19 protein-coding genes are annotated in these 22,250 nt (G+C 41.6%); 4 read left to right on the top strand and 15 right to left on the bottom strand.

The window, feature by feature from the left end:
- Positions 1-33: 33 nt before the first annotated feature.
- Positions 34-1,224: a glycine C-acetyltransferase gene (locus ACEQ1T_RS08560; protein ID WP_370222466.1), complete on the bottom strand. Its 1,191-nt coding sequence runs from the start codon at positions 1,222-1,224 to the stop codon at positions 34-36.
- Between the two features lie 348 nt (positions 1,225-1,572).
- Between ACEQ1T_RS08560 and arcA the strand changes: the two genes are divergently transcribed.
- The 4 genes from arcA (at position 1,573) to ACEQ1T_RS08540 (ending at position 7,485) form a co-directional block, all read left to right on the top strand.
- Entirely contained in the window at positions 1,573-2,811 is a 1,239-nt protein-coding gene (gene arcA / locus ACEQ1T_RS08555) for an arginine deiminase (protein WP_370222465.1), read from the top strand.
- Between the two features lie 287 nt (positions 2,812-3,098).
- Positions 3,099-4,556, top strand: coding sequence for a catalase (gene katA, locus ACEQ1T_RS08550; protein WP_206837405.1), 1,458 nt, complete (start codon positions 3,099-3,101; stop codon positions 4,554-4,556).
- Positions 4,557-4,770: 214 nt separating this feature from the next.
- Positions 4,771-6,324 carry an ABC-F family ATP-binding cassette domain-containing protein gene (locus ACEQ1T_RS08545; RefSeq protein WP_206837403.1) on the top strand — a complete coding sequence of 518 codons (1,554 nt, stop codon included), beginning with the start codon at positions 4,771-4,773 and terminating at the stop codon, positions 6,322-6,324.
- A gap of 306 nt (positions 6,325-6,630) precedes the next feature.
- Positions 6,631-7,485, top strand: coding sequence for a DegV family protein (locus ACEQ1T_RS08540; protein WP_206837400.1), 855 nt, complete (start codon positions 6,631-6,633; stop codon positions 7,483-7,485).
- A gap of 42 nt (positions 7,486-7,527) precedes the next feature.
- On the opposite strand, the gene ACEQ1T_RS08535 is transcribed toward ACEQ1T_RS08540, so the two are convergent.
- From ACEQ1T_RS08535 to ACEQ1T_RS08470, 14 genes are all read right to left on the bottom strand, one after another.
- Positions 7,528-8,682 carry a homogentisate 1,2-dioxygenase gene (locus ACEQ1T_RS08535; RefSeq protein WP_370222464.1) on the bottom strand — a complete coding sequence of 385 codons (1,155 nt, stop codon included), beginning with the start codon at positions 8,680-8,682 and terminating at the stop codon, positions 7,528-7,530.
- A gap of 9 nt (positions 8,683-8,691) precedes the next feature.
- The gene (locus ACEQ1T_RS08530) at positions 8,692-9,615 is read right to left on the bottom strand and encodes a fumarylacetoacetate hydrolase family protein (protein WP_370222462.1); all 924 of its coding nucleotides are present in this window, start codon (positions 9,613-9,615) and stop codon (positions 8,692-8,694) included.
- A gap of 4 nt (positions 9,616-9,619) precedes the next feature.
- On the bottom strand, positions 9,620-10,240 hold the full coding sequence (locus ACEQ1T_RS08525) for a flavin reductase family protein (RefSeq protein WP_206837392.1): 621 nt from the start codon (positions 10,238-10,240) through the stop codon (positions 9,620-9,622).
- A gap of 5 nt (positions 10,241-10,245) precedes the next feature.
- Positions 10,246-11,340, bottom strand: coding sequence for a histidinol-phosphate transaminase (gene hisC, locus ACEQ1T_RS08520; protein WP_370222460.1), 1,095 nt, complete (start codon positions 11,338-11,340; stop codon positions 10,246-10,248).
- A 64-nt stretch (positions 11,341-11,404) separates the two neighbouring features.
- Positions 11,405-12,520 carry a 4-hydroxyphenylpyruvate dioxygenase gene (gene hppD / locus ACEQ1T_RS08515; RefSeq protein WP_370222458.1) on the bottom strand — a complete coding sequence of 372 codons (1,116 nt, stop codon included), beginning with the start codon at positions 12,518-12,520 and terminating at the stop codon, positions 11,405-11,407.
- A 114-nt stretch (positions 12,521-12,634) separates the two neighbouring features.
- Entirely contained in the window at positions 12,635-14,077 is a 1,443-nt protein-coding gene (gene lpdA, locus ACEQ1T_RS08510) for a dihydrolipoyl dehydrogenase (RefSeq protein WP_206837383.1), read from the bottom strand.
- Positions 14,078-15,301, bottom strand: coding sequence for a dihydrolipoamide acetyltransferase family protein (locus ACEQ1T_RS08505; RefSeq protein WP_370222456.1), 1,224 nt, complete (start codon positions 15,299-15,301; stop codon positions 14,078-14,080).
- A gap of 11 nt (positions 15,302-15,312) precedes the next feature.
- Complete coding sequence (locus tag ACEQ1T_RS08500; protein WP_206837378.1) at positions 15,313-16,308, bottom strand: alpha-ketoacid dehydrogenase subunit beta; 996 nt, start codon at positions 16,306-16,308, stop codon at positions 15,313-15,315.
- Positions 16,308-17,375, bottom strand: a complete 1,068-nt coding sequence (pdhA, locus tag ACEQ1T_RS08495) for a pyruvate dehydrogenase (acetyl-transferring) E1 component subunit alpha (protein WP_370222454.1) — start codon at positions 17,373-17,375, stop codon at positions 16,308-16,310. Before pdhA ends, ACEQ1T_RS08500 begins: the two co-directional genes overlap by 1 nt.
- Before the next feature lie 74 nt (positions 17,376-17,449).
- Positions 17,450-18,559: a Glu/Leu/Phe/Val dehydrogenase gene (locus ACEQ1T_RS08490; protein WP_206837372.1), complete on the bottom strand. Its 1,110-nt coding sequence runs from the start codon at positions 18,557-18,559 to the stop codon at positions 17,450-17,452.
- An 83-nt stretch (positions 18,560-18,642) separates the two neighbouring features.
- Positions 18,643-19,032 (bottom strand): thioesterase family protein, encoded by a 390-nt coding sequence (locus tag ACEQ1T_RS08485; protein ID WP_206837369.1) that lies wholly within the window; start codon positions 19,030-19,032, stop codon positions 18,643-18,645.
- Positions 19,033-19,200: 168 nt separating this feature from the next.
- The gene (locus ACEQ1T_RS08480; RefSeq protein WP_206837366.1) at positions 19,201-19,995 is read right to left on the bottom strand and encodes an ABC transporter ATP-binding protein; all 795 of its coding nucleotides are present in this window, start codon (positions 19,993-19,995) and stop codon (positions 19,201-19,203) included.
- Positions 19,970-21,001: an ABC transporter permease gene (locus ACEQ1T_RS08475; RefSeq protein WP_370222452.1), complete on the bottom strand. Its 1,032-nt coding sequence runs from the start codon at positions 20,999-21,001 to the stop codon at positions 19,970-19,972. Before ACEQ1T_RS08475 ends, ACEQ1T_RS08480 begins: the two co-directional genes overlap by 26 nt.
- 90 nt (positions 21,002-21,091) lie before the next feature.
- Positions 21,092-22,102 (bottom strand): ABC transporter substrate-binding protein, encoded by a 1,011-nt coding sequence (locus tag ACEQ1T_RS08470; protein ID WP_370222451.1) that lies wholly within the window; start codon positions 22,100-22,102, stop codon positions 21,092-21,094.
- Positions 22,103-22,250 lie beyond the last annotated feature (148 nt).

The following is a 22,250-nucleotide window of genomic DNA, read 5'->3' as shown; positions in this document are numbered from 1 at the left end:
CTTTGCCTTCTAGATTTTGCTTTATAGTCAAACTTAAATAATTCCCATTTCTTTGCCGACTTTTTCATAAATGGCAATAGCCTGATCCAGCATTTCTTTCGTATGTGCCGCAGAAGGCATATTTCTGACACGTCCCGTTCCCCTTGGGACAGTCGGGAAGACGATTGATTTCGCATAAACGCCTTCTTCATTGAGTTTTTTGCTGAATTCCTGTGTTTTTACTTCATCTCCAACAATACAAGGAGTGATTGGTGTTTCACTGTCCCCGATATCAAATCCTAATTTTTCCAGACCATCCTTAAGATAGTTGGCATTTTCCCATAACTTTTCATTCAGCTCTGTGCTTTCCATCAGCAGTTCAATGGCTTTCGTGCTTGCTGCTACATCAGCAGGTGTTAAAGAAGTTGAGAATAGGAATGGTCTGCTGCGGACTTTCAGCCAATCAATCAGGTCCTTTTTGCCGGCCACATATCCGCCGACAACACCTATTGCCTTAGAAAGTGTTCCGATCTGGAAGTCGATTCTATCGGAAAGGCCAAAGTGTTTAACAGTCCCTGCTCCTTTTCCAAGCACTCCTGAACCGTGTGCATCATCAACATAAGTGATCAGATCGAATTCTTCCGCGATCTCCACAATCTCAGGAAGCTTTGCGATATCCCCATCCATTGAGAAAACACCGTCAGTAATGACCATGATTTTGTTGTACTGTCCAGATTCTTTTGCTTCCTTCGCTTTCGCCCTTAAATCTTCCATATCAGAATGATTTACGCGAATAATCTTAGCTTTCGATAGACGGCATCCATCAATAATGGATGCATGGTTTAATTCATCAGACAGAATTGCATCGTTTTTATCCATTACAGCTGAAATAGCTGCCATGTTACAATTAAAACCAGACTGGTATGCGATGGCTGCTTCTGTATGTTTGAACTCAGCAAGCTTTTCTTCAAGTTTTGTGTGAAGTTCAAGCGTTCCATTTATAGTACGGACAGCACCTGCTCCAACCCCATATTTCTCAATTGCTTCGATGGCTGATTTTTTAAGTCTTTCATCAGTGGCCAAACCTAAATAGTTATTGGATGAAAGATTAATCAGTTCTCTTCCATTGATTTTGATTATAGGGCCATTTGGGCTTTCAAGAGGGTCGATTACGTTGTAAAGTCCTCTATCCTTTAAATCCTCCAGGTTTTCCTGTAAAAAAGCATCTAAAATTTTGCTGGTCATCTCAGTATCCCCCAGTTCATTTTTATTGAATGTCGCCAACTCATACACAACTGTATTTTCAGCACGGACATTATTTCATGAAACAAATAAAGCTATGTAAAGGTTTTTTCAATTTATACTTTAACACATTTTTTCATTTTGTACACTTATGAAGGACAGATTTTCTTTCAGTTTCATTATGATTGCCTGTTATATAGTTTGCCCTTTTAGTTTGAAAAAATTTACCCTTCCCATTTTACCCAATTGAATAAATATGCACACAAATTAGCTGTTTACTCTATGAAAACAAAGGGAACCAATCAAACATAGAAAAATAGGTCAGGCATTTTGCCTTTGGAGGTATTTATAATGAAACATCCATTAAATGTAACTTCTGAAATTGGAGAATTAAAGACGGTCCTTCTGCACAGGCCGGGCAAGGAAATTGAAAATCTTACACCTCAATATTTGAAAAGACTTTTATTCGATGACATTCCCTTTTTGCCTGCCATTCAAAAAGAACATGATTATTTCGCCAATATACTAAGCAATCGGGGAATTGAGGTCTTATATCTTGATAAATTGATGACAGAAGCCATTCAGCAGGACGAGACGAGAATTTCCTTTATTGAAAAGGTCTTATGGGAAAGTCAATCGAATATAAATGGTTCCTACGAAACAGTAAAAGACTATCTCTTATCTCTTCCGCCAGATGAGCTGGTAAGGAAAGTGATGTCAGGTGTCGTAAAATCGGATATTGATCAGGATAAGAAAATTCATCTTCATGAACTGATGCCGGATCATTATCCTTTTTATCTGGACCCGATGCCAAACCTCTATTTTACCCGGGATCCTGCTGCGGTTATAGGTGAAGGGATTACCATTAATCGAATGCATGAACCTGCAAGGAGACGGGAATCCATTTTTATGGACTACATAGTGAATCATCATCCCCGTTTCAATAAACATGAAATCCCTGCTTACTTTAAACGTGATGATCTCTATTCACTGGAAGGCGGAGATGAACTGATATTGAGCGATGAAGCGGTAGCCATTGGTGTCAGCGCAAGAACTTCTGCACAAGGGATAGAAAAACTTGCAATGGAACTATTCGCCCGCCAGAAATCCATAAAAAAAGTTGTCGCAGTTGAAATTCCCAAAATCCGGGCATTCATGCACCTGGATACTGTATTTACTATGATTGACCACGATAAGTTCACCTACCATCCAGCTATTGAAGATAGAGATGGCAGTATGAAGATTTACATACTGGAACAGGAGGAGAATTCCGACCTTCTTAAAATTACAGAGAAAAACTCTTTGAAGGAAACTCTAAAAGAAGTTCTTCATCTTGATGAATTAGTGTTAATCCCTTGTGGAGGAGGCTGCCCGATTGCATCGGCACGTGAACAATGGAACGATGGATCCAATACACTCGCAATTGCTCCAGGTGTTGTTGTAACTTATGACCGGAATTATGTCTCAAACGACATCCTCCGTCAAAATGGGGTTGAGGTCATTGAAATTCTCAGCTCAGAACTCTCAAGAGGACGGGGTGGCCCAAGATGCATGAGCATGCCGATTATAAGAGAAAATATTAGCCAGTAAATCGGGCGGTTCCCTATACCGCCCGATTTTTTTATGTGCTCCAATAAATTTATATGATCATCCTCCTCTCCTCCTTCTGAAAAAACCAGTTCTTTTAAGAAAAAACGCAAATATAAATATATTAATGCCATTTAAAACAAGCATTCTCCTCACCTTTTTATAGGATTTTCTTCTTAATAATTGATTTTTATTTATAATAATTATAAAAAAGTATTGATTTTACTTTGAGAAGTGTTATCATTACAAATATAAGCAAGTTATTAAAACTTTTATGAGGTGATTATCGAATGACAAAAAAGAATAATCTCACGACAAGCTGGGGCGCACCTGTTGGCGATAACCAAAATTCAATGACTGCAGGCTCAAGAGGGCCAACATTGATTCAGGATGTTCACTTACTGGAGAAGCTCGCCCATTTTAATAGAGAACGTGTGCCTGAGCGTGTTGTTCATGCAAAAGGTGCGGGTGCACATGGCTATTTTGAAGTTACAAATGACCTCACTAAATATACAAAAGCCGCATTTCTGTCTGAAGTAGGCAAAAGAACGCCTTTATTCGTACGCTTTTCAACTGTAGCCGGCGAACTTGGTTCTGCTGATACTGTACGCGATCCGCGCGGCTTTGCCGTTAAGTTTTATACAGAAGAAGGAAACTACGACCTTGTAGGAAATAATACGCCTGTATTCTTTATCCGGGATGCAATTAAATTCCCTGATTTCATTCATACACAAAAGCGTGATCCAAAGACACATCTGAAAAATCCCACAGCCGTTTGGGACTTCTGGTCCTTATCCCCTGAGTCTCTGCACCAGGTAACCATCTTAATGTCAGACCGCGGCATACCTGCAACCCTTCGACATATGCACGGTTTCGGCAGCCATACATTTAAGTGGGTAAATGAACAAGGAGAAGGTGTCTGGGTAAAGTATCACTTTAAAACTGAACAGGGCGTTAAAAACCTTAGCGTGGACGCTGCAGCGAAAATGGCTGGAGAAAACCCTGATTACCATACAGAGGATTTATTTAATGCAATTGAGAATGGCGATTTCCCATCGTGGAAACTATGCGTGCAAATCATGCCGCTAGAAGATGCAAATACTTACCGCTTCGATCCATTCGATGTAACAAAGGTATGGTCACAGAAAGATTATCCTTTAATCGAAGTAGGACGCATGGTACTGAATAAAAATCCTGAAAACTACTTTGCTGAAGTTGAGCAGGCTACCTTCTCTCCTGGAACGCTCGTGCCGGGTATTGATGTTTCACCTGACAAGATGCTCCAGGGCCGTCTGTTCGCCTATCATGATGCACACCGCTACCGCGTAGGTGCAAACCATCAGATGCTGCCAATCAACCGCCCTAAGAACGAAGTGCAAAACTATCAGCGTGACGGTCAGATGCGCTTTGACAACAATGGCGGAGGTTCTGTTTATTACGAGCCGAACAGCTTTGGAGGACCTACTGAGGCACCGGAGCACAAGCAGGCTGCATACCCTGTTTCCGGTTTAGCCGAAAGCGCTGTGTATGATCATAATGACCACTACACACAAGCCGGTGATCTATACCGCTTAATGAGTGAAGAGGAACGCTCCCGTCTTGTGGCAAACATTGTTGCTGCCATGAAGCCTGTAGAAAAAGAAGAAATTAAGCATCGCCAGATTCAGCATTTCTTTAAAGCGGATCCTGATTACGGTACACGTATTGCTAAAGGTCTTGGCCTGGCAGTTCCGCAGGGAGTTAAGTGAACCATTAGAAACAGAGAAAGGTGCCAATAACCTAATTGGCACCTTTTTTCCGGGTAAAGTGTTAGTGTGACCCCCTATTTGATAATCCCCCAACATTACTTTCAATTTATCCCTATAATCGAATTACATTTTTCACAGGAAATAACTTTAGATAGAAAAAACAGTCTAAATCTAGTAAGATATCCACATGGAATATTAGAGAAGGGGTAAAAAAATGAGCGTATTAAATGTACAAAATTTAAGTCACGGTTTCGGTGATCGTGCGATTTTCAATGATGTGTCTTTTCGACTTTTAAAAGGTGAACACGTTGGACTAGTTGGGGCAAATGGTGAGGGTAAGTCTACTTTCATGAATATTGTTACCGGGAAGCTGCAACCCGACGAGGGGAAAGTTGAGTGGTCACGGAAAGTTCGTGTTGGTTACTTAGATCAGCATGCTGTACTTAAAAAAGGCACTACGATGCGTGATGCTTTGAGTACTGCTTTTCAATATCTTTTTGATGCGGAATCAGAGATCAATGAACTTTATGCAAAAATGGGTGATGAAGGCGCTGATATCGATGCATTACTTGCAGAAGTTGGCGAGCTGCAAGAAACTTTAGATAGTAATGATTTCTATCAAATTAATTCAAAAGTTGAGGAAGTTGCTCGTGGCCTGGGATTAGACGATGTTGGACTTGATCGTGATATAGATGATCTTAGCGGTGGGCAGCGTACGAAAGTTTTACTAGCTAAGCTTTTGCTGGAAAAGCCTGAAATCCTTTTACTGGACGAGCCTACAAACTATTTGGATGAACAGCATATCGAATGGCTGAAGCGCTATTTACAGGAATATGAGAATGCATTTATCTTGATTTCACATGATATTCCATTCTTGAACAATGTTGTTAACTTGATCTATCACATGGAAAACCAAGAGTTGAATCGCTATGTTGGTGACTATGATAACTTCTTAAAAATATATGAAGTGAAAAAGCAGCAGCTGGAGTCTGCATACAAGCGTCAACAACAAGAAATTGCTGATTTAAAGGATTTCGTTGCTCGCAACAAGGCAAGTGTTGCGACTCGTAATATGGCGATGTCTCGTCAAAAGAAGCTCGACAAAATGGAAATTATTGAATTGGGAAGAGAGAAGCCGAAACCAGAGTTTATTTTCAAAGAAGCTCGTGCAGCCAGTCGTTGGATTTTCACGACTGAAGATCTTGTTATTGGTTACAATGAACCACTTTCCCGCCCGCTGAATTTGAAAATGGAACGCGGACAAAAAATTGCATTCGTGGGTGCTAACGGTATTGGTAAGTCTACTCTTTTAAAAAGTATTCTTGGATTGATTAGTCCCATTTCGGGTAAAGTGGAACGCGGTGAGTATCAATACATCGGTTACTTCGAGCAGGAAGTTAAACAGTCCAACTACAACACTTGTATTGAAGAGATTTGGAGCGAGTTCCCAAGTATGAATCAGGCTGAAGTTCGTGCTGCTCTTGCAAAATGCGGATTAACGACGAAACATATTGAAAGTAAAATCGAAGTCCTTTCTGGTGGCGAAAAAGCCAAAGTTCGATTGTGTAAAATTTTAAACACAGAAACGAATTTATTAATTCTGGACGAACCTACCAATCACTTGGATGTGGATGCAAAAGAAGAATTAAAGCGTGCTTTAAAGGCATATCGCGGAAGTATCTTGATGGTATCCCACGAACCTGATTTCTATCGTGAAATTGCGACCGATATTTGGAATTGTGAGGATTGGACTACGAAAGTTTTTTAATCTCAATAAATAAGTTTAAACGGTATCAGGTCAATAAAGTAAACACAATCACACTCCCCTGCCAAGCAGGGGATTTTTCATTTCAGGCCCCTTTTTATCAGGTACAAACATTGTTCACAAAAGATACTTAATTGCCTTCAGGAGCTCCATATAAACATTCTAATAGCATACTCTGGTCATTTCCTATAAATGGATCACTCAAAAGCAATACAGGCAATGATTTCTTCGTGTATAATAAGGGAAGTTTTCAATAATGGAAGCGGTTAATATTGATGAAAAATAATTGGCAAAGGACTTAGAACATTCATGATAAAAAAGAAGATTGCCTGGATTACAGACAGCACAGCTTATATTTCTGAGGAGCTGCTCGAACATCCTGATGTTTATGTTGTGCCTCTATCAATAACATTCGGTGAGGAGTCGTTTGAAGATGGCATTGATTTAAACACAGAGCAGCTATATAGCCGAATCCGGACTGAAAAAGAAGTTCCTAAAACTTCACAGCCATCTTCCGGGAGATTTGCTGAGCTATTTGAATCATTGAAGAATGAATATGATGCTGCGGTTGCCGTACATGTTTCCAGCAAATTAAGCGGCACGATGAACAGCTGCCTGGCTGGATCAGAGCTGGCAGGGTTCCCTGTATCGGCAGTTGATTCAAAATGCATGTCTTATGCCATTACGTCTTTAATGTACAAAGGATTAAAGCTTGCTGAGAATGATATGCCAGCACATAAGATTGCTGAAATCCTGCAAGGTGAGGCAGCTAAATCTGAGAATTATATTTTGCTTGGAAGCCTTGAGCAATTTTATAAAGGCGGCAGAATGTCAGGAACACAATACTTGCTGGGAAGCATATTGAAAATAAAGCCAATAATCCGGATTAACCGGGACGGGGAGTTTGAATTGTTTGATAAAGTCCGTTCGGATAAAAAAGCAATTAAAAGAATGATAGAATTGCTCGGGGATGCATACGAAAGCCACACCATTCCTCAGGTTCAAATCATGCACGGGAATGTGCCCGGAAAAGCGGAGGAAATGGCGGAGGAAATAAAATCACACTTTCCCCGCCTCGATATTATCATTGGTGAAATAAGCTCAACTATTGCTGCCCATGCAGGTGAAGGAACCATCGCTATCATTTGGCAGAATGAAAAGTAGAAAAAAGCACTCTCCCTAAGGAAAAAGGGAAAGTGCTTTTTACTATTCAACCCACGTATACATGTACTTTTCATCTTCTATTGACTTAGCTTTCTTTACCAATTTTAATGGCCTGAATGTATCAATCATTACAGCAAGCTCGAGTGTTTCCTTTTTTCCGATGCTGGCTTCTGTTTTCCCAGGATGAGGCCCATGTGGAATCCCGCTTGGATGAAGGGTGATAGAGCCTTCCCTGATACCCTTTCTGCTCATAAAGTTGCCTTCCACATAGTAAAGCAGTTCATCACTGTTGACATTGCTGTGATAGTAAGGGGCAGGGATGGCCTCTGGATGGTAGTCATATAACCTGGGAACAAAAGAACATACAACAAAGTTATGTCCTTCAAATGTCTGATGAACTGGCGGGGGCTGATGGACCCTTCCAGTAATCGGCTCGAAGTCTTCAATATTAAATACCCACGGATAGAGATAGCCGTCCCAGCCTTCCACATCAAGCGGATGATGGTTCAGGATATGAGAATGCAAATATCCCCTTGTTTTCGTAATAACTTCATGTTCCCCTTTTTGATCATATGTTTCCAAGGTCTCCGGTCCCCGAATATCTCTTTCGCAGAATGGACTATGTTCGAGCAGCTGTCCATATTCATTCCGGTATCTTCTTGGGGTTGTAATTTGGCTGAAGGACTCCACCAGAAGCACTTTAGTCAATTGCTCTTTGTCCGGAATCACCCTGTAAATTGTGCCAATCGGAATAATGACATAATCCCCCGGACGATAGGTTAATGTTCCGAACATGGTCTCAATCTTTCCTGTGCCATAGTGAATATAGAGCATCTCATCGCCATCACCATTCCGGTAAAAGCTTTTCATCGGCTCTGTAATATTTATAGTGCCTATTAAAAGATCATCATTCCCAAGCAGATATTCCCTGGCTGAAAGCGCATCCCCTTTCTTTTCGATTTGATCTGTAAACAAATGGCGGTGCTTCAAGCTTTCCTGCTCTTCATACTCGGGAACATATTTTCCTATCAGCTCACTTCGTGCTACCTCTGTAGGCATATAGTGATTATAAAGAATGGATTGGGTACCGGAAAAACCTTTTGTTCCCATAACCTGTTCCCTGAAAAGAGTTCCATCCGATTTTTTGAAAGTCGTATGCCTTTTGTGCGGGATTCTACCCATTTGGCGATAAAACATGTTTCCACCTCACTCGTTTGCAATTCGATTTTTTAAGACTCCAAGACTTGCAATCTCAAGCTCCACTTCATCTCCTGATTCAAGCCAGCGGTGAACATCTGTGCCGAGCTCAAGGATGCAGCCGCTGCCAACAGTCCCGGAGCCTATCAGTTCACCTGGGCAAAGGGTTACACCGTCAGAAGCCCGCTCAATCATTTCGTAAAAAGAATAGTAGATATCCTGCATATTCCCTTCAGATAGAAGAGTCCCGTTTACTTTTGCTGTCATCGGCAAATCATAGCCGTTTTCAACACGGAAATCCTCAAGCTCATCTTTTGTAACGATATATGGCCCTGCAGAAGTGGCAAAATCCTTCCCTTTTGCAGGGCCAAGGCCTACCTTCATTTCTTTGCGCTGAATGTCTCTTGCACTCCAGTCATTTAAGATGCAATACCCGAAAATATAATCATCGGCTTCAGAAGCTTTGATATCCCTTCCTTCTTTTCCAATGATGCAGCCAATTTCAAGCTCATAATCAAGCCATTCGCAATGGCTTGGTCGTAAAATTTCTTCATTCGGCCCCTTGATGCTTAAATGATTTGAGAAATAAAAAACTGGTATGTCATACCATTCGGGTATCATATCAAGACCGCGGTTGGCTCTTGCTGTTTTCACGTGTTCCTCGAAAGCATAAAAATCCCGGAAGCTTTTTGGATTTGGAAGTGGAGCTTTTAAGGTGACTTCTGATAAAGGATAAACCCCTCTATCAGTGTCCTTCAGTTTTTTGCCGGAAGATAAGTATTCCATAAAAAATTCATGATTCTCCAGGAATGCCAGCATTGTTTTAGGAAGAACACCATTGGTTGCTTCATGCATATCAACGGCATGCTCCTCATTCTTCAGCCAGCCAGCTCTAATGGATCCATCTGATTTTTGGAAGGTTATGAATTTCATAGCATCACCTTGGGTCTGTTTTTCGGATTAATTCAAATATATCCGTCATCGGCCTGGTATATATATGTCCTGCCATCCGGCCAACTGGCTTCAATTTCTCTGAATTGATCCTTCCATTTTCGTATATTCCTTCAGCAACATGCACATGCTCCACTTTTCCAATCACAAGGCTTCCTGAACCAGGTTGTTCTCCAAAATGGAGCACCTGATGGAGACTGCATTCCAGGTGGACTTTTGATTCTTTCACCCGAGGAGGATTCACAGTCGCACTTTTTTCTTTAGTTAGCCCGGCGGCGATTAGTTCGTCTGTACCAGCAGGATAATCCGCAGCACAAATATTCATCTTTTCAGTAAAGTCCTCACTGACAATGTTAATAACGAATTCCTTTGTCGCTTCGATATTGGCGAGCGTATCTTTCTTAGAGCCATCCATCCCTTTTCGCATAGGTGAAAAACAAATCAGCATCGGATCTGCACATATAGCAGTAAAAAAGCTAAATGGAGCTGCATTTACATTTCCATCCACATCCATCGTGGTAACAAACGCAATGGGACGCGGCAGGATAGAACCAACCAGCAGCTTATAAGCGTCATTCCATTCCAGACTGGCAGGAGTTAATTCCATACACTTTACACCGCCTTTTCATTTAAAAGTTTGTTTATCACATTCATGGCTGCTTCATTATCTTCTCTTGTACCTAAAGTCATCCGAAAAGCATCAAGATATCCCTCAAGCTTCATTTGCCGTACAACTAAGCCATTTGCAATCAAGTTTTCCGCCAAAGGATACTGACTGTAAATATAAATAAAGTTGGTTTGGGAAGGAAAAAAGCCAACGTGTATATCTTTTAACTTTTGGCTCACAAATTCCATCTCATTGGCATTTTTGTCAGCACATTCCCTTATAAAGCCCTGATCATGTAATGCTGCTGCAGCGGCTGCCTGTGCCAGATGATTGACATTAAAAACATCTTTTACCTTTTGTAGTTCATTCACTATCTCGGAATCCATAATTCCATAGCCGACACGGAGTCCGGCTAGACCATAAATTTTTGAAAAAGTCCTCAGAATGATCAAGTTTGGCTTTTTTTCCAAAAGTGAAATAGAGTCAAGGTAATCTGCAGATTGCACATATTCATAGTAAGCTTCATCTAGAATAATCAAGACATTCGAAGGAACTTTTTCGATGAATTGCAGAAGTTCTGTTTTACCGACAATGGTTCCGGTAGGATTGTTAGGATTGCAGATAAATACCATTTTTGTTTTTTTGCTGATCTGCGCATACATGGCATTTAGATTATGAGTGCCATTATGCAGCGGGACAGTTATAGCACTGCCGCCTTCAATCAGGACGTTTGTTTCATATCTCGGAAAGGTTACCTGTGCCATAATAGCTTCGTCTCCAGGACTTATGTATGCTCTAGTCAATAAGCGGATGATTTCTTCTGAACCATTGCTTATTATAAATTTATCTTCACCAATATTGTAGAACCCGGCCAGTTTGCGCTTGAGCAGGGAAACAGTTCCGTCCGGATAAAAATAAATACTGTTCATTGCTCTGCTGATGCTGTTCTTCACGTCTGGTGAACACCCATACACATTTTCATTATCAGACATTTTCCGGACAGCCATTAAATTGAACTTTTCTTTGATCTCTTCCGGCGAGCTGCCAAGAGGATAAGAAACAATCTTCTCCACTGCGCTTTTGGTCTGGATTCTGGACATCTGCGCTGCCTCCTTACTTAATTATTAAAAAAGGGAGAAAGCATCTCCCTTTTAGGCTGAAAAATTATAGGTTCCCGCGTCTTTCCTGTTCCCTCTCAATTGATTCAAAGAGTGCTTTAAAGTTGCCTTCACCAAACCCTCTTGCACCTTTACGCTGAATGACTTCAATAAAAAGGGTGGGGCGGTCAACTATTGGCTTCGTGAAGATTTGCAGCAAATACCCTTCGTCGTCACGGTCAACGAGTATATTCAATTCTTTCAGTTTATCAATCTCTTCATCAATCTTTCCTACGCGTTCAGAAAGCATTTCGTAGTAAGAATCAGGTGTACTTAAAAACTCCACCCCATTTTTGCGAAGGATGCTGACAGTGCTGACGATATCCTCTGTCAGGATGGCCAGATGCTGCACACCTGGGCCGTTGTAGTATTCAAGGTATTCCTCAATCTGGGATTTGCGTTTCCCTTCTGCAGGCTCATTAATCGGGAACTTTATCCTGCCGCCATTATGCATGACCTTTGACATCAGTGCGGAATATTCTGTTGTAATGTCTTTATCTGTAAAGTGTTTCATTTCCTTAAAGCCCATTACATTTGCATAATAATTCACCCATTCCTCCATTCTCTCTACATTTCCAACAACATGGTCGATTCCTATAAAACCGGCATCTTCAAATGGAACTTCCGTTTGATAAGGCTCAAAGCCAGGCATGAATACGCCTTTATAGTTATTGCGTTCGACAAGTGTGTGAATTGTATCTCCATATGTACCAATAACTGCTTTTTTTACTGTGCCTTGCTCATCCTTTATCTCAAAAGGCGGCTGTATTTCAATTGCGCCTCTTTCGACTGCAGCATTGTAGGCAGTTTCAACATCATCGACGGCTAAAGCAATATCTTTTACGCCATCCCCATGCTTTTTAATGAAATTCGATACTCTGGAACTATCATTTAAAGTTCCGGTAATTACGAGGCGGATCTTTCTTTGCTGAAGAACATAAGACACCGTTTCCCTATTGCCTGTTTCCAGACCAGAATAAGCAACTGGCTTAAAGCAGAAAGCCGTGCAGAAAAAATGGCAGGACTGTTTCGCATTCCCTGAGTAGATTTCTAAATAATCTACTTCCTTCACAGGAAAGAAATCGGCTTTATTTTGTTCCTTTAACATTTTTTCATCTTTCATGCTAACCCCTCCATTTCAAATATTAGTAATATTTTGAATTTATCATATATGAAACCTGCAAACGTTCTCAAGAGTTCAAGTTAAAGCTATAATGCACTTCTGCATTAAAGTAAGCTACAATTTTAATATTTGCTCATTTATACTTTTGGGCGGGATGTGAATAGCCTGATTCCTTAAAGCTTCTACAGCTTCGAGCAAGCTTTCATTTACACTTGGATGGGGATAGTTTGGGAAAATTAGATCTTCATCCCTGGCTGCCATTTCCAATGCAATAATGCCGGCTGAAATTAGCTCTATTGCCCCAGTGCCTACCATGTGGATTCCCAGAAGAACTTGTTTTTCCTTGCAGCTGATGACTTTTATAAATCCTTCTTTTTTTCCGGTCAGAGCGCTAAATCCGTTGGCGGACAATGAAAATTGGCCAATTTCAATATCGTTGCCCATGTTAATTGCTTCCTTTTCCGTTAACCCTGCACTTGCAATAGGAGGCTGTGTATGAGCTACAATTGGAATGAAATGGAAATCCGATTGAGATTGAATCCCAGCAATAGCTTCTGCAGCTGTTTTTCCTTGTTTAATTGCTTTAACAGCAAGGGCCGGACCTTCTGTTACATCACCCACTGCGAAGATATGATTCTGTGTAGTCCTGCTTTGGGCATCCACCTTTATAAACCCCGCTGCACATTGTTCAACCCCTATTCGGGATAGTCCCAGCTGATCAGTGTTTGGTTTAATGGGTGTTGAAACAAAAAAATGTGAGCCTGAAATTGTTTCTTTTTTTCCCTTTAATTCGAAGGACACTGTAAACATGCCTTCATTTTGCTGTAATTCCATTACATCCGAATTTCTTACAATGTCTATTTTTTTCTTTTTTAAAATCCTCTTCAGTTCCCGGCAAATGGATTGATCAAAATCAAAATCCTCTTTACCATCATTAAGGATCATAGTCACTTTAGATCCCAGTGTCTGAAAAGCCATACCTATTTCAAGCGCAATATAGTCACTGCCATAGATTAATAGTTTATCGGGTAATTCACTCAACTCTGAAATGGAATGCTGATCTAATACCATTTCACTTAACTCTCTGATCCAAGGTGGTTTGTCAGGTGTTCCTCCGGTCGCAATGATTGCATTTCTGAATCTGAAAACATCAAATTTGTCTCCTTTTTCGATGCCAACCTTATCCTCCGACAGAAAAAAAGCTGAACCATTAAGCATCTCAATTTTATTGGCTTTACAGAGTGCTTCAATTCCTGCCCGGAGCTGTTCAACTTTCTTCTGCTTGTATTGCTTAAGCTTGTTTAAATTAATCGATATATCTCCTCCTTCAAGCCCCCAGTTTTCCCCCTCTTGAAATGAAGTGAATTTTTCTGCAGACTGTGTTAGGATCTTTGAAGGTATGCAGCCTTTATTTAAGCAAATCCCGCCAAGCTGGTCCTGTTCAACCAATGTAACACTGCGTCCAAGCTGTGCAGCACGGATCGCAGCATGATACCCTCCGGGACCGCCGCCGATAATGATGACATCGCGCTCATGTGCCAGTTCTCCAACTACCATTTATACCATCTCCAGAACGAGCATTTTCGGATTTTTAATCAATTCAGCAAACCGGTTAGTAAAGCGTACAGCTGTCGCCCCGTCTGCAACTCTATGATCAAAAGACATAGATATATTCATCATTGACCGGATCACAATCTGGTCATCGTCTGTCACAACAGGCATCTTCTTTGTTTTATGAAAAGATACCAGTGCGGTTTGCGGATGCTGAATAATCGGTGTCGCTCCAAAGCTTCCGCCCAGGGGTCCCACATTGCTGATCGTGAATGTCCCTCCAGATATTTCTTTGACAGAAAGCTTATTTTCCACTGCTTTTTCCGTGAGCAGTTTCATCTCCGCATGAATTTCTCTGATTGTCTTATTCTCAACATGGGTAATGACCGGAACGATGAGCCCCTCATCCGTATCAACCGCAATACCGATATGGTGTACACTTGCCAAATGTATTTCTTCTTTTTCTTCATGCAGGACTGCATTGAACACAGGAAATTCTTTCAGGCAAATTGACAATGCCTTCAGGAAAAAGGCTGTTGCAGATATATTTTCGTTCAGAATTTTAAGTTCTTTTCTGAAAGTGATCAGCTCGGTTACATCGATTTCTTCAAAATGGGTACAATGCGGAATGGTATTGAGGGATTGTGCCATTTTCCTGGCAATCTGTTTTCTTCTGCCCCTAAACGGAATGATTCCTTTCTCAGCAGGCGGGCTTATTATAGTATCTATCGAATCCGCTAGCTCCTGTTCAGCTGGGTCAGGCTTACTCTGTGCAGATGCTAAGTATTGATAGATATCTTCATCCAAAATACGGCCGGCAGGACCAGTCCCTGTAATATTCTCAATGTCTATCGAATTTTCGCGTGCTATTTTTCTCGTAAATGGGGAAGCAAGCACCCGTTTTCCTTTGAATGCCGAAAAAGATTGCACTGGCTCCTGCGGCTTAGGAGTGTTTGCAGGATGAGAAGTGACCTTCACTTTCTCAATGGCATCATGTCCCGAAGTCTCTATAATTAAGATGGTCGTCCCCACTGTAATCCTATCGCCAGGCTCCACTTTAAATTCCTTAATAATTCCCGCTCTGGGAGCAGGTATTTCAGCAGTCATTTTATCAGTCTGTACTTCAACTAGCGGTTCATCGGCTCTGACAGCATCACCAGGTTTGACTAAAAAGCAATTGATATCTGCTTCTGTCATGCCTTCTCCAATATCGTGAAGTTTCACTTCCACAGTCTCTCCTCCTAAAACTTCATTACTTTTTCTATTGCTTGCTGGATCCTTGCCGGAGTTGGCAGGTAATGGTCCTCAAAACCGAAATATGGCACTGGTGCATCAAATCCAGTAACCCGTTCAACAGGTGCTTTCTGATATAAAAACGATGTATCATTAATAATGGCGAGCACGTCATTTCCTACTCCGCCGGTAGCATGAGCTTCATGGACAATGACTGTTCTCCCTGTCTTTTGGACAGATTCTGCGATCATATCTTTATCCAGAGGGAAAAGAGTTCTTAAATCAATCACATCACAATGAGTGTTTTTTTCTTTCATCAGCTTTGCCGCTTTCATAGCCTCAGGCACCATGGCTCCCCATGTAATGACCGTCACATCATCACCCTCCATGAGCTTATTGCCTTTGCCAATATCAATGCTATACTTCCCTTCAGGAACTTCCTCCTTGGCCGAACGATAGCAGCGCATCGGCTCAAGAAACAGAACTGGATCCGGGTCTTCAATGGCAGCAATCAGCAGTCCTTTCGCGTCATAGGGACTGGAAGGACAGACTACTTTAATGCCTGGCATATGTGTAAAAATGGCTTCCGTTGAATCACAGTGAATTTCCGGAGCCCTTACACCTGCACCATATGGAGCCCTTATAACCATCGGAACAGTAAAATGTCCCATCGTCCTCATTCGGATTCTCGAAGCATGTGTCATGATTTGTTCATATGCAGGATAAATAAAACCCAGAAACTGAATTTCAATCACCGGCAAAAACCCATTTACAGCCATGCCAATCCCCGCTCCGACAAATCCCGCTTCACTTAAAGGAGTATCAATTACACGGCCTTCGCCATACTTAGCCTGAAGACCATCAGTTGCGCGAAAAACACCACCGTTCTTTCCGATATCTTCGCCCAGCAGCAAAACCTCTTCCTTTTCATTCAGCATGGTATCCAGTGCATCGGTAATAGCTTGAACCAATGTCATGGTTTTTGCTTCTACTGCCGTTTTCATTATCGGTCACCTCCCATCATCTTCAGGTACTCCTCTTTCTGCTGCCTGATTTGCCATGTCGGCTCTGCAAAGACATGGTCAAAAATAACTGCTGGATCGGCAGGAGGAAAATCCTCCATTTCAGCTATAGCCTTATCTATTTCAGCAGCAGCTTTCTCTTCAGTTGTCCGCACCCATTGCTCATCGAATCTCCCCTCATTTTTCAACCAGCGCTCCAGTCTTAAAATAGGGTCAGTCTCCTGTCTTCTATTGGTGCTTTCCGATTGATCACGGTATTTAGATGGATCATCTGCAGTGGTATGTGCCCCATATCTCCACGTAACTGCTTCGATTAGTGTCGGCCCTTCACCTTTACGAGCCCTTTCTAATGCATTTAAGGTTTCAAAATAAACCATGAAAACATCATTCCCATCTATTCTGACTCCCGGAATATCGTAAGCCAGGGCTTTCTGGGCGATTGTTTTTGTATTCATCTGCTTGTTAAATGGAACAGATATGGCGTATTGATTGTTTTGATTAAAAAAGACAACCGGAGCTTTAAAAATACTGGCGAAATTCAACCCTTCATGAAAATCCCCCTCTGAAGTCGCACCGTCTCCAAAATAAGCAATAGCGGCATTTGATGTACCTTTTTTCCTTTCAGCGAAAGCAGCTCCTGCCGCATGAGGGATTTGTGTCGCAATCGGGATGGCCGGAGGAAAAATTTTCTTTCCATCAGGCGGCACACACCCTTCATTTCTTCCGTTCCAAAACAACAGGATATTTCGCAGTGAGTGGCCAAAGGTCATAGCTGCTCCGTGATCGCGATAGGTAGGGAACATCCAATCGTTCTCCCTTAGGGCAGCTGCAGTTCCGACCTGGGAAGCCTCCTGTCCTTCATAAGGTGCATATGTGCCTATCCTGCCCTGGCGCTGGAGTGAAATAGCCTTGCGGTCAAAAATACGGATTCTTACCATATGTCTATAAAACTCTTTTACAAGTTTTTCAGTTATTTTTTCTTCATAATCGGAATTGATGATGTTTCCATTTTCGTCCATTATCCGTCTGATCGGAAAGTGATTTTCCATCTTCTCACCCTTTGGCTATTGAATTATTTTTATCACTTTTATACGGTACATACATTGTTATCCAAGCAAAAAAATTAGGTCCTTACTGACCACTTCGGGCGTTTCATATGGGAGAAAAAGCTATTTCTGCGTGTGCGCGCTTCAATGCGGCTCTCGCAGAATTGGTTGGCTGCTTCCACTGTTGTTATACCATTTGCTTCAGCATGTTCGTAGATGTTCAGAAGAGAGTTATAAATAGCTTTTGTTTTGCGGAGTACCCTTTCCTTATTAGGTGTGTATAATTCGTCTGCTACCTGGATTAATCCCCCTGCATTCACAATATAATCGGGAGCGTATAATATGCCCTTATCTTTTAGGATCTGACCATGTCGCATATCTATAAGCTGGTTATTGGCAGAACCTACGATCGCTTTTACTTTAAGCAGGCCGATTGTATCATCATTAATGACCCCGCCCATTGCACATGGAACAAAAAAGTCTGCAGGTGCCTCATATATATCATTTCCGGATAGTACCTTCACCCCGGCACCAATTTCTTTCGCTTTGCATAGGAGCTGGTCGATTGCCTGCCGGCTGATATCTGTCACATATAAATCTGCCCCTTCCTCCAGCAGTCTTTCTGCCACTTTATATCCAACTTTGCCTAGTCCCTGAATGGCATAACTTTTGCCTGAAAGGTCCTCTGCTCCTGTCAGGGCTTTACTGGTTGCCTGCAGGCCATAAATAACACCTTGTGCAGTTGGTACCGAAGAATCGCCGCTTCCTCCATAAACCTCATCAACCCCTACAATGCAATTCGTTTCCTTTAGGGCATGAACAAAATCTTCTGTAGAAGTACCCATGTCTGTTCCTGTATAGAATCTCCCGTTCAATGATTCAACAAATTGGCCAAAAGCACGGAATAGTTCGGGTGTTTTATCTTTTAATGGATCCCCGATAATTACAGCCTTCCCGCCTCCGAAGTCACAATCGGCAGCTGCACATTTATAGGTCATGCCTTTTGATAATCGGAGGACATCTTCAAGGGCATCATCGACACTGTTGTATGGAAACATACGGCAGCCTCCCAATGCCGGCCCCAATCTGGTGCTGTGGATTGCAATAATAGCCTTTAAACCGGTAGATTCATCGTTGCAGAAAACGACTTGTTCATGATCTTTAATTTTTTGAAACATATCTGTCATTTCATTCTCCCCTTTATTTATGATAGCGCTTACAATAAGATTAAATTAAAATGCCTTTTTTAGGCTCAGATGCTTCTAATCTTTTAAACTCTCTTTAACATTTCTGCAATCTTGCTTTTCTTCAGAATCACCTGTTTGACTTCACCTTTGCCTGCCAGGATTTTTCCATTATGGACGGTTACAGTTGAGTAAACTGAATTTCCATCCAGCTTGGATACGGTAGCCGTAATGATAATGGATGAGCCTTCAGGTGATGGGGATAAATGCCTGGCAGAAACAGCTCCCCCCATCCCTTCTTCTCCCTCTTCCAAGTAAGGGATAATCAGCAGGCGGGATGCCCACTCCATGTGATAGATCATCGTTACGGTTGAATAGACAGGATGAATGACCTCCCCTTCAAACTGTGCGAACATCTCAGGAGATACCACTGCATGGACAACTGCCTGATTTCCAATTTGCAGCCCAGGTTTCATTCCATCACTCCCTGTTATATATAAAAATATGTATGACGTTTATTTAACGATATGATACCATTACGTTAAATAAATAGTCAATAAATTGTAAAAACTTTAAAAATTCTTTTCATTTACACCCATAAAAAAAGGATTAACCAGCAAATTTGGCTAATCCTTTTTATTGTTCTAAGAAAGCAGAGCACGATCACTTGCCATTTTTGTTCCGCGAATCCGCTGAAATTCGTTCAGAAGCTGCTCAATTGTTAAATGCTGTTTCTGTCCATCATCTACTTCAAGAATAATCTGGCCTTTATCCATCATAATCAGCCTATTTCCTAAATCCAGCGCCTGCTGCATATTATGAGTGACCATTAAAGTAGTTAAGTTGTACTTTTTAACAATTTCTTTTGTCAGATTCGTTATAAGCTCTGCGCGAGCCGGATCAAGAGCAGCGGTATGTTCATCGAGCAAAAGAATGGATGGCTCCGTGAAGGTAGCCATTAATAATGAAAGTGCCTGCCGTTCTCCTCCTGATAATAAACCAACTTTTGCATTTAGGCGGTTTTCAAGGCCAAGATGGAGAGTTTCAAGAACTTCACGAAAATAGTCTTTGCGCTTTTTCGTAACTCCTTTTCTTAATGTTCTTGTTTTATTCCTTGAATATGCCATCGCGAGATTTTCTTCAATTGTCATGGATGGAGCCGTACCAGCCATCGGATCCTGAAAAACCCGGCCTATGAGTTTTGCCCGCTTATATTCAGACATGCCCGTGACATTTTGGCCATCAATATAAACGGAACCAACATCAGGGATCATGACACCGGAAATTATATTCATTAAAGTGGACTTCCCTGCCCCATTACTTCCGATTACGGTGACAAAGTCCCCCTCATTCAATGTGAGATTGATCGTATCCAGTGCAATCTTTTCATCTGGAGTACCTTCATTGAAGACTTTATGAATCTGATTTAATTGCAGCATCAGTCTCACCCTTTCCGCCTGATGGCAATTCACTTATGTTCAAGCTTCCTGCCAGTCTTTTGGCTTTCCGTTTCTTCTCCTTTGTGCGGTCAATAATCTTCGGCATTATTAAAGCAAGGATGACAATAGTTGCTGTAATCAGCTTCATATCACCAGGTTCCAGGAACTCCACTCTCAGCGCCATGGTCACTACGATGCGGTAGATAATCGCTCCGCCAATAACCGCCAGAGTAGTTCTGGCAATGGATTTTGTGCCAAATAACGCTTCACCTATGATGACTGAAGCCAAACCGATGATAATCATTCCGATACCCATGCCAACATCGGCGAATCCTCCTTGCTGGGCAATCAATGCTCCGGAGAAAGCAACCATTGCATTGGAAAGGCCAAGCCCCAAAATCACCATCATGTTGGTGTTGGCAGAAAGACTGCGGATCATCCTCTTGTTGTCACCTGTAGCCCTTAAAGCTAAACCAATCTCCGTCTGAAGAAACCGATCTGTCAAGAACTTTATTGCCAGTGTTACAACTAACATAAATAGGATAATGCCCCATGTTCTCGGGAGGCTGCCGCCAAGTCCCGCCATGGTTAATATACTATTGAAAAAAGAATCAATTCCTGTTTTATCCCAAAAATCCCTGACATGTGTAATAGCAGTTTCTGTGTTCAAGAGCGGAACATTCGATTTACCCATTATACGAAGGTTTATTGAATACAGAGCAATCATCATAAGGATTCCTGATAACAGCGCATTGATTTTTCCGAAAGTATGAATAATACCAGTAAGGCAGCCGGCAATAAAACCTGCAAATAAGGCAGTGATCGTAGCCAGAAAAGGATTCGCACCGCTGACAATCATGGTTGCGGCTACCGCCGCTCCAGTCACAAAACTTCCATCTACCGTTAAGTCAGGAAAGTCCAGGACCCTGAACGATAAATAAACTCCAAGTGCCATAATTGCGTAAATAATCCCTGACTCGAACGCACCGAATATGGCTGTAAACACTAAGAATCACACCCTTTATTTAATTCTTTATAGCAAAGTTGATAAAGCAGCCGGCAGGATATTGTGCTTCCAGCCGGCGGATATTCTCATTTATTCTTCATGGAACTCAGCGAAATCTGCCCATTCTTCTTTTACTTCCAGTCCTTGTGCGTCAGCTGCTTTTTTATTGATAACCAGTTTGAGGCTTCCAGGAAGCTCAACCGGAATTTCAGATGGCTTTTTATTTCCTTTTAAGATCTCAGCTGCCATTTTACCTGTCTGATAGCCAAGATCAAAATAGCTGAATCCGCTGGCTGCTATAGCACCGCGTTTCATGGAATCCAGTTCACCCACGAATAAAGGAATCTTTTTGCTGTCAGCAACAGAAATAACCGATTCAAGCGCAGACACAACCGTGTTATCTGTAGGGATATAAATGGCATCTACCCTTCCAACAAGAGAGTCGGCCGCCTGCTTAACTTCGGCAGAGGTTGAAACAGATGCTTCAACAATTTTTGCTCCTTTTGGTTCAGCAAGCTCTTTTACCTGATTAACCTGTACCTCGGAATTTTGCTCTCCAGAATTGTAAATGATGCCAATATTTTTAACTCCAGCTTCATCAATCATAAAATCAATTGTTTTTGAAGTTCCCTCCGGGTGGTTATCAGTAGTACCTGTGATATTGTCTCCGGGCTGATCAAAGGATTCGACAAGGCCGGCTCCAACAGGGTCTGTAACAGATGTGAATAGAATTGGAATGTCCTTCGTCGCATTTAGAGCACTCACGGCACTCGGAGTAGCATTTGCAAAAATCATATCCACTTTATCGCCGACAAAATTATTTGCAATCGACTGGGTATTATTCATATCAGCCTGAGCATTTTGGAAATCGAATTTTACATTATCGCCTTCTTTAAAGCCTTCATCCTCCAATGCTTTTTTAAACCCCTCTGTCGCAGCATCTAAGGATGGATGTTCAACAAATTGTGTGATGCCAATTGTGTACTGTTTCTTCTCATCACCTTCTGAAGAAGACCCGCTGGATTTTTCCTGTCCGCAGCCGCTCAAAACAAGCAGCCCTGCAGCCATAATTAAGGAAAGAGCTTTAAACGATTTTTTCATTATATGACCCCCTATTCAAATTTATTAACTATCAGCTTCCTGGTAGTTTAAACCTATTATGTATACGCTTACATCTTAAGGTGGAAATAGTACACAAAATGGTTTTTCACCATTTATATGATATTTACTTTTAATATCGTAAATACAA

The sequence above is a fragment of the Cytobacillus sp. genome, from assembly GCF_964223445.1.
Lineage (GTDB): Bacteria > Bacillota > Bacilli > Bacillales > Cytobacillaceae > Cytobacillus.
This window is presented reverse-complemented; position numbering and strand designations above follow the sequence as displayed.